The 15,266-nt window shown below is 48.7% G+C and carries 10 protein-coding genes; 9 read left to right on the forward strand and 1 reads right to left on the reverse strand.

The genetic code is table 11. The annotated features are described in order from the left end of the window. The first annotated feature begins 17 nt into the window (after positions 1–17). Positions 18–1,736, forward strand: a complete 1,719-nt coding sequence (locus MCG46_RS07790) for an ABC transporter ATP-binding protein (protein WP_240279105.1) — start codon at positions 18–20, stop codon at positions 1,734–1,736. Next, a complete protein-coding gene (locus MCG46_RS07795; protein WP_240279107.1) occupies positions 1,733–3,466 on the forward strand; it encodes an ABC transporter ATP-binding protein in 1,734 nt (577 codons plus the stop codon). The genes MCG46_RS07790 and MCG46_RS07795 overlap by 4 nt, the downstream gene beginning before the upstream one ends. A gap of 378 nt (positions 3,467–3,844) precedes the next feature. Here MCG46_RS07795 and MCG46_RS07800 read toward each other — a convergent pair whose 3' ends face one another. After that, positions 3,845–5,593: an FAD-dependent oxidoreductase gene (locus MCG46_RS07800; RefSeq protein ID WP_240279109.1), complete on the reverse strand. Its 1,749-nt coding sequence runs from the start codon at positions 5,591–5,593 to the stop codon at positions 3,845–3,847. Positions 5,594–5,783: 190 nt separating this feature from the next. Here MCG46_RS07800 and MCG46_RS07805 point away from each other — a divergent pair, with 190 nt between their 5' ends. The 7 genes from MCG46_RS07805 (at position 5,784) to pnp (ending at position 15,229) form a co-directional block, all read left to right on the forward strand. Then, positions 5,784–6,941: a PucR family transcriptional regulator gene (locus MCG46_RS07805; RefSeq protein WP_240279111.1), complete on the forward strand. Its 1,158-nt coding sequence runs from the start codon at positions 5,784–5,786 to the stop codon at positions 6,939–6,941. 197 nt (positions 6,942–7,138) lie between these two features. Next, complete coding sequence (locus MCG46_RS07810; protein WP_240279113.1) at positions 7,139–7,771, forward strand: TetR/AcrR family transcriptional regulator; 633 nt, start codon at positions 7,139–7,141, stop codon at positions 7,769–7,771. After that, complete coding sequence (locus MCG46_RS07815; protein ID WP_240279115.1) at positions 7,768–8,472, forward strand: ABC transporter ATP-binding protein; 705 nt, start codon at positions 7,768–7,770, stop codon at positions 8,470–8,472. Before MCG46_RS07810 ends, MCG46_RS07815 begins: the two co-directional genes overlap by 4 nt. 2 nt (positions 8,473–8,474) lie before the next feature. Further along, the gene (locus tag MCG46_RS07820; RefSeq protein ID WP_240279117.1) at positions 8,475–11,852 is read left to right on the forward strand and encodes an FtsX-like permease family protein; all 3,378 of its coding nucleotides are present in this window, start codon (positions 8,475–8,477) and stop codon (positions 11,850–11,852) included. Continuing rightward, positions 11,852–12,139, forward strand: a complete 288-nt coding sequence (locus MCG46_RS07825; protein ID WP_240279119.1) for a GIY-YIG nuclease family protein — start codon at positions 11,852–11,854, stop codon at positions 12,137–12,139. The genes MCG46_RS07820 and MCG46_RS07825 overlap by 1 nt, the downstream gene beginning before the upstream one ends. Positions 12,140–12,489: 350 nt before the next feature. Continuing rightward, positions 12,490–12,861 carry a desulfoferrodoxin family protein gene (locus tag MCG46_RS07830; protein WP_240279121.1) on the forward strand — a complete coding sequence of 124 codons (372 nt, stop codon included), beginning with the start codon at positions 12,490–12,492 and terminating at the stop codon, positions 12,859–12,861. A gap of 172 nt (positions 12,862–13,033) precedes the next feature. Next, on the forward strand, positions 13,034–15,229 hold the full coding sequence (gene pnp / locus MCG46_RS07835) for a polyribonucleotide nucleotidyltransferase (RefSeq protein ID WP_020223207.1): 2,196 nt from the start codon (positions 13,034–13,036) through the stop codon (positions 15,227–15,229). The last annotated feature ends 37 nt before the right edge of the window (positions 15,230–15,266 follow it).

The following is a 15,266-nucleotide window of genomic DNA, read 5'->3' on the forward strand; positions in this document are numbered from 1 at the left end:
GAAAGGGAGAAAAATTTATGAAAACGATTGTTTCCTATTTTCGATATTTTAAGAAAGAACTGATTTTCGGTCCGGTATTTAAACTGGCAGAAGCCATCTTTGAGCTGCTCGTCCCCTTGGTTATGGCACAGATCATTGACATTGGCATTGCCCAGAAGGATTTGACTTACATTCTGCAGCGGGGCGGTATTATCGTGATTTTTGCGTTGGTGGGGATTGTCTGTTCCGCAACATGTCAGTATTATGCTGCACGCTGTTCGCAGGGGATGGGAACGGTCCTGCGCAAAAGCGTCTATCACAAGATCAATCAACTCTCAGCCCAACAAGTCAGTCAATTTTCTTCCTCTTCGCTGATCACCCGGTTGACTAATGACGTCAATCAAGTCCAGCAGGCTGTCGCGATGTTGATTCGTTTGGCCATCCGCGCGCCGTTTCTGGTGATCGGATCGCTGGCGATGGCGATGATGATTGACCGCCAACTGGCGCTGATTTTCCTCGCCGTCATTCTAGTAATCGCCGTGGTTCTAGGTGTGCTGATGACCTGTTCTTCTCATTTTTTTAAGGCTGTGCAGCGGCAGCTGGACCGTATCTCACAGATCAGCCAGGAAAATCTGGAAGGCCAGCGTGTCATCCGCGCCTTTTCCCGGCAGAAGCTGGAGACAGAGCGGTTTGATCAGGCAGCTCAGGCAAGTTATCATGCTTCGATGCGGGTCGGCTGGATCAGCGGTCTGTTCAATCCGGCCACGCAGATCGTGATCAATTTGGGAATTGTCGTCTTGTTGTACTGCGGCAGTTTTCAGATTAACAGCGGAGCACTCAGCCAGGGCAATCTCGTCGCTCTGGTCAACTACATGACGCAGATGTTTCTGGCTTTGGTTGTGCTGGCCAACTTATTTGTGATCTTCACCAAAGCTGCGGCCTCGGCTAGCCGGATTGAAGCTGTATTAAAAACGGAAGCTCAGATTGTCGGCGGAACCTCCGTCTTCACCGAAACGGAAGATCCACTGTTGGAATTGGAGGAGGTCAGCTTTGGCTACAGCGAAGGTGAAAGTGCGGTCGAAGGGATCAGCTTCACAATTCACGCCGGTCAGACGATCGGACTGATCGGCGGCACGGGCTGCGGCAAAAGTACGATTGTGCAGCTGCTGCCGCGTTTAATTGATCCAACTTCGGGCATCATTCGTTTCTGCGGAAAACCGCTTCAGATGTATTCGTTGGCGGATTTACGGAAGCAGATCCGGATCGTACCGCAGAAAGCCGTGCTGTTTTCCGGAACGATCCGTGAGAATCTGCGCTGGGGTAATGAAACAGCCAGTGATGAGCAGCTGTGGCAGGCGCTGGAACTCGCCCAGGTCAAAACTTTTGTGGAAGCGATGGAGCAGGGGTTAGATACGATGCTGGTCCAGGGCGGCAAAAACTGTTCCGGCGGGCAGCGTCAGCGTTTGTGCATCGCACGGGCCTTAGTCGGCCAGCCGCAGCTGTTGGTATTGGATGACAGCACCAGCGCGCTGGATTATCAAACCGACGCCCGGCTGCGGAGTGGTTTAAAGACCTTATCTGGTTCACAAGCCGTTTTGATCGTTTCCCAGCGGATTGCTTCCATTCGGCATGCGGACCGCATTCTCGTCATGGATCAAGGCCGTCTGGTGGGCCAGGGTACACATGAAGAATTGCTTGAAAACTGCAAGTTCTATCAGGAAATTGTTCGTTCACAGACAAGGGAGGATCAGCGATGAGACAGACAGAGCTGCTGCGGCGTTTACTGCATTACGTCCGGCCTTACGGGCTGCTTTTGGCAGCTGCGTTAGGCTTTGCGTTATTTCAGGTTGCGATGACCTTAAGTGCTCCGGTACTGATCGGTCAGGCTGTCGATGCGATGGTGGCCGCCGGTCAAGTTGATTTTGGGCAGGTCGGACATATCCTGTTTCGCTTAGCGCTCATTGTCATTCTGGCGGCTGTCTTTCAGTGGCTGATGACGCTGTGCACCAATGCCTGCTGCTATCGGACGGTGCGGGATCTGCGCGTTCAATGCTTCCGGCAGTTTCATGCGCTGCCGCTGGCGACGCTGGACGGCACGCAGCAGGGGGATTTCATGAATACGTTGGTCAATGACATCGATGTGATAACCGATGGCCTGCTGCAGGGATTTACCCAGCTGTTTACCGGAGTAATCACGATCGTGGGGACGCTGGGTTTTATGCTTTCAATCCACCCTATGATTACGCTGGCGGTTGTTTTGATCACTCCATTGTCCTTGGGGGTAGCCTCCTTGATCGCTTCCCGCAGTTCCCGGCTGTTTAAGCAGCAGGCCAGGATTAAGGGAGAACTGTCCGGGTTTGCGCAGGAGCGGATTCACGGCCAGAGCCTGGTTGCTGCCTATAATCAGCAGACCGCCTCAGAAGCGGCGTTTGATGAAATCAATGAGCGCCTCAATCATGTGGGAACGCAGGTTCAGTTTATTTCCTCTCTGACCAATCCCTGCACCCGTTTTGTCAATAATTTGGCCTATGCGGCAGTTGGGATCATCGGGGCACTGACAGCGCTTGAAGGTGGGATGAGCGTTGGTCAGCTGACCTCATTTCTGAGCTATGCTTCTCAATACACCAAACCGTTCAATGAGATCAGCGGGGTCGTCACCGAGCTGCAGGCTTCCTTAAGCAGCTGCGAGCGGGTCTTTCGGCTTCTTGATCTGCCGCAGGAAAAGGATCAGGCAGATCAGGGCAGGCTGCCGTCATGCCGAGGTGAACTGAAGCTGGAGCATGTATCCTTCCGCTATCAAAACAGCGAACCGCTGATTGAAGATTTCAATCTGACCGTTAAACCGGGGCAGAAAATTGCGATTGTCGGGCCAACCGGCTGCGGCAAAACGACCTTGATCAATCTGTTAATGCGTTTTTATGAGATCCGCAGCGGATCAATTTGGCTTGACGATTGGGATATCCGAACGCTCAGCCGTAGTGAACTGCGCCGTAATTTCGGCATGGTGCTGCAGGATTCCTGGATTTTTTGCGGAACGATTCGGGAGAATATTGCTTACGGCAATCCTGACGCGTCGTTGGAAGCCATTGAAGAGGCTGCGCGCAAAGCCCATCTGGATTATTTTATCCGGCAGCTGCCGCAGGGCTATGATACGCTGCTAGATGAAACCGTCTCACTTTCGCAGGGACAAAAACAGTTGTTATGTATCGCTCGGGTGCTGGTCAGTGATCCTAAAATTCTGATTTTGGATGAAGCGACCAGTTCCATTGATACGCGGACAGAGCTGTTGGTGCAGTCAGCGTTTGATCGGATGATGAAAGGCCGGACAAGCTTTGTCGTCGCGCACCGGCTGTCAACGATTGAACAGGCAGATCAAATTCTGGTGATGAATCATGGTCAAATTGTTGAACAGGGCACCCATCATGAGCTGTTAAAGTATAATGGTTTCTATGCCCAGCTTTATAACAGTCAGTTCGCCCAGAGCTGATCAGCACCACGGACATGGCTGTAAAGAAGCCATTGCGGGGAAATTTTATTTTGTTAAAACGAAAAGGCACTCCTGAGAATGCCTTTTTATTTCATCTTTAGAAGTCGTGAAATCCTGGAAAAATGTTCGGCTTTTTATTCAATTCGTTTATTGTTTTTCCTATTGCTGCTTAATTTTGCTGCCATAGAAGCGATATTCACATCTTTCTTGAATTGCTGGATTCGAAGAGAGAATTTGTAAGCAGAAAAAGGCTGTCAATTTCATGTCAGTGTTCTGCTGGTCAGTTCTGCCCGGGAATACAACGGATAAATGTTGATTGTTTTTACTTTCTAAAGAAAACCGAAGTCATCATTTTGCCAGATGATCTTCGGCTAGTCTTTATTTTAAACTGCTAACGGCATCTTTTGCGGCTATTCTGCCGCTGCTCATCGCTAATGTATTGGCAGTTCCGCTCATCGGATAAGTATTGTTGAATAAGTTGCCAAATATCAATTCGCCTGCGGCGTAAAGATTACCGATGGGTTTATCTTCTTCATTGAGGACATGCATAGATTCATCAACTTTGAGACCGGCAATGGTTCCCATAATATTTGCACTTCGCCGATATCCATAATAAGGTGCGGTATCCAGAGGAAAGATGTAGTCAGGATTAGTTCCGAATGCATCCGTCACATTGTCGGATACCGCTGCATTGTTGGCCTGAACCGAAGCAAGAAGTTCTGTTTCGTTGATATTCAGCGCAGCGGCCAGTTCTTCTAAACTGTCTGCTTTGATTACATATCCCATTTCTGTAAATTTTTCCAATGTTTCCTGGTCGTGCCAATTGGCATCATAGATAGCATAAGCAAGACCTTCAGGCTGAGCTGTAATCAGCTGCTGCTGGCGTGGATAATATTCATCGCCAGCCATAAAGCGCTCTCCATTCTGATTGACGATGAAAGGCGGATTCCACAGAGTTACTTCCGTTCCAGGCCGTGTATCGATCTGGGTGATACCGAGAACACCTTCGCCGACGATAACGCTGCCCGCTTCCAATCCCATGCGATGACCATCTCCCTCGCTGCCAGGATTAGCGGAAAATGTGTTGTTGACATAGGTTCCAGGAGCGTATGCTTCCAGCATATCGTGGTTGTAGGCATAACCTCCGGTCGCCAGAATAACTTTCTGCGCTTTGATCGTATACGTTCCGGATGGGGTTTCGATACGGACGCCGTTTACGCTTTGCCCATCTTCAAGAATTAGTTCAGCAGCCCGTGAATTAAACCGTACATCAATATCCCGTTCCTGAATGAAGCTGTAAAGCTGACCTGCTAATCCGGCTCCGGAGCCTTTAGCGGATAAACTCCGATAATCAGGTCTTGCCCTTTGATTAGAGGTTACAAGGTAGTCATCACGGAATTGAAAATGGTTGGATCGGATATATTCTACGCTGTCCTTTGTGCCTTCGGCAAGCGTGAGAAGCACGGAGGGATTGTTTACAGGCCCAGCGTATTCTTCAAAAAGATCTAAAATATCCTTAGCTGAGTAATCCGCATAGACTGCGGTTTCCTGTGCTCCCAGTTCCCAAACCGCACCGCCGGACAATTTTGTTGAACCGCCGGGTAAAGATAATTTCTCGACTAAGATGACGGAAGCCCCCTCGTCGCAGGCGGTCAGCGCCGCAAGCATCCCAGCGGCACCGGAGCCGACCACAAGGACATCCGTTTCCGTGTCCTGCGGTGTTTCCATTTTTATTTCGGCGGATTCCAATTCGTGGATTTTCGTATCGGAAACTCCGGCTTCTGCCAATGCATTTTTAACGGCCGAGGTCACACCGCGGCTGGTAAAAGAAGCGCCGGTAATCACATCTGCGAGACTTTGGTTATCAAGGATCGACTGAAGAATAGGTTCAATGGCCAGGGTACCAATGTTTTCTGTTTCACGATGATCGGTTACCGTAATTTTCTCAATTGCGTTTTCTGATAACTCCAAGCTGACGGTAATGGGCCCCCAAAAACCCGTTCCCGTGCCTTCATAGATTCCGGGAGTATAGGCCGAATCAGGGGCAGACGCAGAGGGATTAGTTGCGGTGGAGCAGCCTGTTAATCCTAATAGGAAAATCAGACTTAGAGCTAAGAGTCTTTTCATAATTTTTTTCCTCCTCTTTGGTCAGATATCCAAAAGATATCCTTGATATCAATTTATCATTTACGGAATAAATAGAAAATTGTATAATAAAACAAAGATTTTGTTTCATTTTATTAGGAATGAATATACTTTGTTCATTTGACCAAAAACACTGATAAAATTTAAAAGAAAGACTAAGGAGGACAAGCCGATGAATCCGTTTTACAATGAAAAAATTGTTTTTATGGAAATGTTGATGAAACATTGTGATTTTCATGACTTTGTAAAATTTGCGCATACCTTTGTTGATTATCCGATCATTGTTACAGATGGTTTATTTCGGATTGTGTCAGCGATTGGAAATCAGCCTTTAGATGACGGTTACGATATTTCAAAAATCAGAATCGAAGATGCGGCGGAAAATCAAAAATACCGCGACGGCGTTGCTCAATATATCGTTTCTGATGAACCATTTATTTTTGATGATCCCCACCTTCCTCAGCGGAGATTGTATTTGCGGCTGAGGTGGGAAGAAGAAACGTATGGATATTTGATTTTTATTGAAAGTACGAGAAATCTGTCCGAACTCGATCCTGAAAAACTAAAATTTTTACAGTCTGTCTTCACGATATTAAACCGTAATTATCATGCGCGTGCGATTGTGACAAGCCCGCAAAGAGCGATGCACTATCTGCTGGAAGGGATAACGACAACCACACAGCAATTGAATAACTGTTCAACATTTTATGAAAAATGTGACCAAGGTCCTTTTAAAATTCTTATTTTCTCAAAAGCGACGGAGAAACTCATTCAGGAAGCGCAAAAACGGCTGAGAACCGACTGGTTTGCCAGCCTTGATAATAAGCTTGTTTTTTTGTTGGACAATCAGAATGCAATGAATGACAAAGAAACGCAGGATATGCTTTCCTTGTTGAAAGAATTTCAGGTCAGCGCTGTACTCAGTGATGAATTTGCTGACCTTCTGCAGATGAGAGATCAGTATCATGCAGTCAAAAAGGTTTTATGTTTTCTGCCGGAAAAGGAGTTCCGGATTTTTGAATTTGAAAAATATAAGATCGATGTACTGCTTGCCTTTTGTAAAGAGAAGCAGATTGATTTAACAACGTTTAAGAGCCGGGTTATTGATAAGATTAATGACTATGATCAGCAGAACAACACGGATTTTTACAGGACATTAAAAGAATATCTTGAATGCGGTAAAAATATTGCGGATACAGCCAAAATCATGTTTGTCCATAAGAATACGATTGCTTATCGTCTGGATCGGATTCAAAGCTTATTCAACATTGATCTTCGTGATTATCGAACCTGTTTAAATTTACAGCTGGGCATTCTTATCCATGCGTAAAAATTGAGAACAACGTGTTGGATGAGCGCTGGCGCATGAAACTGAGGATGAATTCAAATTGAAATAGGGAAAATAGGCGGGAAATCCGTCTGTTTTTGTTTAGACATCTGGAAAGATCTGTCTATTTTCAAACGATTGACAAAATCAGTGAACAACCGTATATTATTAGTAAGCACAATAATGAACGGAGGTTTACTATGGCGCAGGTACTAAAAGAAGCCCAGCGGGATAAAATATTGGAAGCCGCCAAACAGGAGCTGCTGCACTATGGCTACAAAGAAGCTTCGATGCGGCGGATCGCAGCTCAGGCAGAAATGACGGTCGGCAATTTGTACCGTTATTTTGAAGGGAAGGATCAGCTTATTCAGGCGATTACCTTGCCGGCACTGACCCAGCTGGATCAGTTGGTTCGGCGGCTGACAGATGATCGAATCTCTTTGAATCAGCCTCATACCCGCGTGGGTTTGTCGATGAGCGAGCTGCGGCAGAAAACAGACCAGCTCGCGATGGATCTGACAGAATTATCTGTTCAGATGCCGCAGGAGATGCGGATTTTAATGCTGCACAGCGATTTGAGCGAACAGATTTCCGGCTGGCTGCTGTCTTTGATGGAGGTGCTGGCAAAGGAATGGGCGCTGTTTCCGCAGCATCGGGAAGCGGAGTTTGGTGCCTTGTGCCGGATGTTTTCGGCATCCTTGTTTCAAGGGGTGCGTGAAGTTTTTTCCGACGCCGTACAGCTGGATCAAAAACAGCTCTGCGCTGTGCTGCGGATTTATTTTGATTTGTTTTTAAGCATGTTTAGGCCTGCTGCGAAAGGAGATCAGGAATGAGTGAATTTATTGAGTTCCGGGATGTGCGGAAAGTGTATAAGATGGGTGAAGTTGAAATTCCGGCGTTGGACGGCGTCAGTTTTCAGATCAAAAAAGGTGAATTTGTCGTGATTGCCGGTGCTTCCGGTGCGGGCAAGAGTACGATTTTGAATATTTTAGGCGGCATGGATACCTGCACCAGCGGTGAAATCATTGTGGATGGAGAAGAAGTGTCCAAGATGGATGCCCGTCAGCTGACGACTTACCGGCGCTACGATATCGGCTTTGTCTTCCAGTTTTACAATTTGGTGCAGAATCTGACTGCCCGTGAAAACGTTGAGCTGGCCGTGCAGATTTGTAAAAATCCGCTGGATGTCGATCAGACGATTGAAGCAGTGGGACTGCGGGAGCGCCGGAATAATTTCCCTTCCCAGCTTTCCGGCGGGGAACAGCAGCGGGTAGCGATTGCGCGGGCGCTGGCCAAAAATCCAAAGCTATTGCTGTGTGATGAGCCGACGGGAGCACTGGATTATCAAACTGGCAAATCCATTCTGAAGCTGCTGCAGGATACCTGCCGTCAGCAGCAGATGACAGTCATCGTGATCACACACAACCTGGCCCTGACACCGATGGGAGATAAAGTGATTCGTGTCAAGAGCGGGAAGATCCGTTCCGTAGAGATCAACGAGCATCCGAAACCCATCGGGGAGATCGAGTGGTAAAGATGCGCAGTCCATTATTCAAGGATACGCTGCGGGAGATTCGGAAAACCAAGGGCCGGTTTTTCTCGATCTTCGGCATCGTGGCGATCGGCGTGGCTTTTTTTGCCGGAATCCTGGCTTCAGCACCAGATATGAAATATTCGGCTGACCGCTACTTTGATGATTACAATCTGATGGATTACCGTGTGGTTTCCAATTTTGGGATCACAGAGGAGGATGTACAGCAGCTGCGCCAGGTTGAAGGGATCGAAGGGGTTCAGGCGAGCTATACAAAAGATGTGATCACCCGCATCGGCTCCAGAGAACTGGTCTTGAAAGTGCATGCCTTGGATCTGAATCATAAGGATCCGCAGGATCCGAATTATATCAATCAGCTGGTTGTCACCGCCGGCCGGCTGCCGGAAAAAAGTGGTGAATGTGTTATTGAAGACGGCAAAATTGTTGTTTCCGGGATGAAGATCGGGGATACGATCCGAATTGAAAGCGGAACGTCGGATGCTTTGACGGACAGCTTCAGCCGCGATACGTTTACCATCGTCGGTACGGTGAATACGCCGTACTATCTCTCTTATGAAAAAGGCACAAGTTCGATCGGCTCCGGCAGTGTGGATACGTATGTTTATGTTCCTCAAAGCGATTTCAAGATGGAAGTTTACACCGATGTCTATCTGACGGCCCGCGGCGCCAAGCCCTTCAACAGTTACCAACAGGCTTATTTTGATTATTTGGAACCGCTGAGTGAAACGTTGACGACGCTGGGCGGGGAGCGTGCAGAGCTGCGGCGGCAGGCGATTGTTGATGAGGCGATGCAGGAATATACGGAGGGCCAAGCGGAATACGAGGAAGCGCTGGCCACATTCAATGCGGAAATTGAAAAAGCGGAAAAGAAGCTGCAGGATGGCAAAGATGAGCTGATCATCGGGCAGGCCACACTGACTTCCAGCAAGGCGATGGCTGAAGCGCAGCTGAAACAGGGCGAAGCCCAGATCGAGATGATTCAAAAGCAGATCGATGCTCTGGTCACGACATATGAGGATAAGAAAAAAGAATATGAAACTGCCAACGCGCAGGCGCTGACTCAAAAAGCAGAGCTGGAAGGGCAAATTGCTGAAAAACAGAAAACACTGGCGGAAAAGCAAGCCGAGCTGGCTCCGCTGCAGCAGGAATTAGACGAACAGACGCAGAAACAGCTGGATCTGACAACGCGGCAGATCGAGCTGGAAACCAAAAAAGCACTCAATCAAACCGATCCCGATCAATATCCGCCGCTCAGTGATGAGGAAGCGGCAGAACTCGAAAAAATCCCTGGTGAATTGATTCTGATCAATGCCCGAATAGGTGAACTGCAGGCACAGCTGGCGGTACTGACACAGTTAGAAGCCGAAATTGCCGCGGCACAGGCGCAGTTGGATCTGATCAATCAGGGACTTGAAGTATCCGCTACGGTACTCAAAACGATTGATGAACAGATTGCTTCGGCCAATGCGCAGATTGAGCAGCAGCGCCAAACTTTGATCCAGGCAAAAGCCGATGCGGATAAACAGATCGCCGAGGGAGAAGCTAAGCTCAAACAAGGTCAGAAGGAAGCTGCTCAGGGTGAAATTGACCTCGCTTTGAACAAAGCCGAAGGTGAGGCCAAGCTGGAGGATGCCCGTGAGGAGCTGGTACTGGCTAAAAATAAGATTGAACAGATCGAACAGGGTAAGTGGTATATCCTTGATCGTCAATCCCATTACAGCTATATGGATTATAAAGGCGCTGCTGACCGCATGGCTGCGATCGCGCAGGTTTTCCCGGTTTTCTTCTTTTTGGTTGCGGCGTTAGTCTGCCTGACGACGATGACCCGCATGGTAGATGAACAGCGTTCGCAGATCGGAACGATGAAAGCCCTAGGCTACACAACCAGCCAGATCGCATTCAAGTATGTGTTCTATGCGGCCTTTGCCAGTTTAACTGGAAGTTTGGTCGGTTTGGCAGTGGGACTGTTTGCATTCCCGGCGATTATTTATACGGCTTGGTTGATGATGTACGTGCTGCCGCCGGTCAGCTTTACGCCGCAGCTGCCGTTAATGATCGGTTCGACTGCCGCTTCGGTGCTGGTGACAACCTTGGCGGCGTTTGCGGCCTGTTATAAGGAATTGATTGAGACACCGGCGCTGTTGATGCGTCCAAAGGCGCCGAAGCTGGGTAAAAAAATCTTGATCGAACGGATGACTTTTTTATGGAAACGTTTTTCCTTTACTTCCAAGGTTACCGCCCGCAATCTGTTTCGCTACAAGAAGCGTTTCTTCATGACCGTCTTAGGCATTTCCGGCTGCACTGCGTTGTTGGTTGCGGGATTTGGCATTAAGGATTCGATCAGTCGGATCGTCAATTCGCAGTTCGGTGATATTTTTAAGTATCAGGGTATTGCTTCGCTGCAGAAGGATCTCGATGAAAACCAGAAGCAGGCGGTTCTGGATGAGATTGACAGTTTGGAAACGATCAGTGAAGCCCTGGACGTCTATCAGTCCAACGCTGTGGTCTATCAGGGAAGCGACAGTACCGAAGTGACGTTGGTCGTGACTTCAGATTCGGAACGTTTCCGCGATTTTGTTTCCCTGCATCCGCGGACGGCGCCGGATGAAGAACTAAGACTGAAGGACAGCGGCGTCGTGGTCAGTGAGAAGATGGCGAATGATATGAATCTGCATATCGGCGATACGATTGAGCTGGAAAATGAGAAGCAGCTGCGCCGCAATGTCGAGATTACCGGAATTGCTGAGAATTATCTCAATCATTATGTGTATATGAATGCCAATGCATACAAGGAAACCTATGATCTGCGTGCTCAGAGCAATGCGGTTTTTCTGAAGCTGAACGAGGCAGCGGCGAATGCGGAACAGCTCAGCGGGCAGCAGCTGTTAAAGAATGAGGATATCAGTTCACTGTCGTTTTACACCGGAATTAAGGATAACTTCAACAATATGATCCGCAGCTTGAATTATATCGTACTGGTGCTGATCATCTCCGCCGGGATGCTGGCCTTTGTCGTGCTTTACAATCTGACCAATGTCAATATCAGCGAGCGGTTAAGGGAGATCGCAACGCTGAAAGTTTTGGGCTTTTACAACAAGGAAGTCAACACGTACGTGTATAAAGAAAATATTATCCTGACGCTGCTGGGTTCTCTGTTGGGCTTGGCTTTGGGCAAGGTGCTGCATTTGACGATCATGGTCGTTGTGGAACTGGACAACATCATGTTCGGCCGGATCGTACTGCCGCAAAGTTATGTGATTTCTGTGGTGATCACAATGTTGTTCGCGGTGATTGTCAATCAGGTGATGAAGCGGAAGCTGCGTGCGATTCCGATGGTGGAATCGCTGAAATCGGTGGAATGATGAAAGCCTGGGTGTATATTCTGGAATGTCAAGACGGCAGCTATTATACCGGCTGGACGTGGAATGTTCAAAAACGCTTTGCAGCCCACCGCGCTGGCCGAGGAGCAAAATATACGCGCTCCCATCCGCCGCTTAGAATCGCGTATGCAAAGGTTTTTGAGGATAAATCGGCGGCGTTAAAGCAGGAAGCGGCGATTAAAAAGCTGACGCATGCGCAGAAGACACTGCTGATTGCTCAAACAAAACTTGATCTTTCTGAGTCTGATCATCCCGGCGCGCAAAATTAATGCGTCGGGATTTTTCTGACTTAAGATAAGTTTTTTTTCTAAACTAGAAAATATTTTGACATGCTTTATGAATTATTTGCCAAGCTCAATGGCCCTTCCGAAAAAGGATAATAATGAACGCTGACAGAATGCCTGCAGTCCGCTTATTTTAATCACTTCGCAGGACTTGAACTTGCAGACAGATGGTTTTTGAAAGGCCAAAAAAAGCATGAACGGAAACAAGCGTTCTCCGATTTCGATCCTAAAAAAAGCGGGAATCATCCGCCGCTAAAAATTGTGAGCATATTCGTTGCAGGTTCTCAATTTCCTTAGTACAATAGGCTCATCAAGTCAAAAGGAGGACTGTTGAAATGAAAATTTTACGATGCAACCACTGCGGAAATATGACCTATGTTCTGCACGATTCATCTGTCCCGATGATCTGCTGCGGCGAAGCAATGCAGGAGTTAGTCGCGAATACGACCGAAGCGGCGCTGGAGAAACATCTGCCGGCGGTAACGACGAAGGACGGCAAGATTGAAGTCGTTGTCGGCAGCGTTGAACATCCGATGACCGAAGCGCATTATATTGAATGGATTCTGCTGGAAACAGACAAAGGGGTTCAGGTTCGCCATCTGACGCCATCCGACGCGCCGAAGGCTGTGTTTGAGGTTGGGGAAGGCAAACCGCTGGCGGTTTACGAATACTGCAATCTGCACGGTCTGTGGAAGACTGAACTGTAAAATCCAAATGAAACGGCTCCTTCATGGAGCTTTTCTTTTGGTTTGGGCGAAGTGAAAGGTTCCAGCGGCTGGGAAAACCTCAAAAAATGACGGCTTTTGTCTTAAACTATTCTATGATTTACGCAGAAACTGTGATAAAATTGTAAAGGTTAACATTTAATGAGGTGAACAAATGGCGAAAGAGGTATTTACATTCGACTTCTGCGGCCGCAATCTAACGATTGAAACCGGAGAAATCGCAAAACAGGCAGGTGGAGCTGTCGTAGTCCGTTACCAAGATACAGTAGTGCTTTCAACCGCTACTGCCAACCATACTCCGAAAGACTCAGACTTTTTCCCGCTGACTGTCAGCTTTGAAGAAAAGCTGTATTCTGTCGGTAAGATTCCAGGCGGCTTTTTACGCCGCGAAGGCCGGCCGAGCGAACACGCGACGCTGACTGCGCGGATGATCGACCGTCCGATCCGTCCGCTGTTTGCGGAAGGTTTCCGCAACGAGGTCCAGGTCGTCAATACCGTCCTGTCCGTAGATCAGGATTGTTCAGCGGAAATGGCGGCGATGTTCGGAGCTTCCTGTGCGCTGTGCATTTCGGATATTCCGTTCAACGGTCCAATTGCTGGGGTGATTGTCGGTCGTGTTGACGGCAAGTTTATCATCAACCCTTCCGTGGAGGATGCCGAGAAATCCGATATTCATCTGACCGTTGCCGGAACGAAGGATGCGATCAACATGGTCGAAGCCGGAGCGAAGGAAGTCAGTGAAGAAGAAATGATCGATGCGCTGATGTTTGGACATGATCACATCAAAATGCTGTGTGAATTCCAGGAACAGATCATCGCGAAGTGTGCGAAGCCGAAAATGGAGATCAAGCTGGACGTTGTTCCAGATGAAATCAAGGCTGAGATTGATGAAAAAGCAAAGGCTCGTCTGATTGAAGCGGTTTCGATCAAGCTGAAGCTGGAACGCTATGGCAAAATCGATGAGATTACCGATGAGATGGCGGCGCTGTTTGAGGCTCGCGAATATCCAACTGAAAAAATCAAGGATAAAACGGTGAAGCAGGTTCGTGCTTACTGCACTGAAATCGTGGCGAATGAAGTCCGCCGCTTAATCTCCGAAGAAAAGATCAGACCGGACGGCCGGGCTGTGGATGAGCTGCGTCCGCTGAATTCGCAGGTGGATCTGCTGCCGCGCGTTCATGGCTCCGCGATGTTTACGCGTGGGGAAACTCAGGTGCTTTCGGCTTGTACCTTAGGCGCACTGGGCGACAATCAGATCATTGATGATCTGACGGAAATTGAAACTAAGCGCTTTATGCATCACTATAACTTCCCGCCGTATTCTGTTGGAGAAACCGGCCGGATGGGTTCGCCGGGACGGCGTGAAATTGGTCATGGCGCACTGGGTGAACGAGCCTTGTCGGCGGTGATCCCGAGCGAAGAAGAATTCCCATATACGATTCGTCTGGTCGCGGAAGTGCTGGAATCCAATGGTTCCTCTTCTCAGGCCTCAATCTGTGCCGGAACGATGTCGCTGATGTCTGCCGGTGTTCCGATCAAGGCTCCGGTAGCCGGCGTTGCCATGGGGTTGATCAAGACCAGTGATGAGCACTATACCGTTCTGACGGACATTCAGGGCATGGAAGATCACTATGGTGATATGGACTTCAAGGTTGCAGGGACGCCGAAGGGCATCACCGCTCTGCAGATGGACATCAAGATCGACGGCATCAACCGCGCGATCCTGGAAGAGGCGCTGGCTCAGGCGAAAAAAGGCCGTGCTGAAATCATGGCGAACATGATGGCAGCGATCAGCGAACCGCGCGCAGAAGTCAGTCCGTATGCACCGAAGATGTACCGCATGATGATTCCGGTCGATAAGATCCGTGAAGTCATCGGCACCGGCGGCAAGATGATCAACCAGATCATTGCGGATTGCGACAATGTGAAGATTGATATTGAGGATGACGGATCGGTTGTCATCTATCACAGCGATAAAAATGCGATCATGAAAGCAGCGGAAACGATCAACCAGATCATCCGTGAAGCCAAGGTCGGCGAGATTTATGACGGCAAGGTTGTGCGGCTGGAAAAGTTCGGAGCCTTTGTCGAACTGTTCCCGGGTACTGACGGCCTGCTGCATGTCTCCAAGATTGATTACAAGCGGGTTGAAAAGCCGGAAGACGTTCTGAAACTGGGCGATGTCATTCAGGTCATCGTCACGGAGATTGATGAGAAAGGCCGCGTTAACGTTTCCCATCGGGATCTGATGGAAAAGCCGGAAGGCTGGGACGAAGAACAGCGTGCGAAGCGGGCCGCGCGGGATCGCCGGGATGGCGAGAAACGCGTGTTCCGGAAACGAGAACAATAAGCTGACAGCGGGTCAAATCTGATCCGCTGTTTTATTC

The organism is Holdemania massiliensis, assembly GCF_022440805.1.
Lineage (GTDB): Bacteria > Bacillota_I > Bacilli_A > Erysipelotrichales > Erysipelotrichaceae > Holdemania > Holdemania massiliensis_A.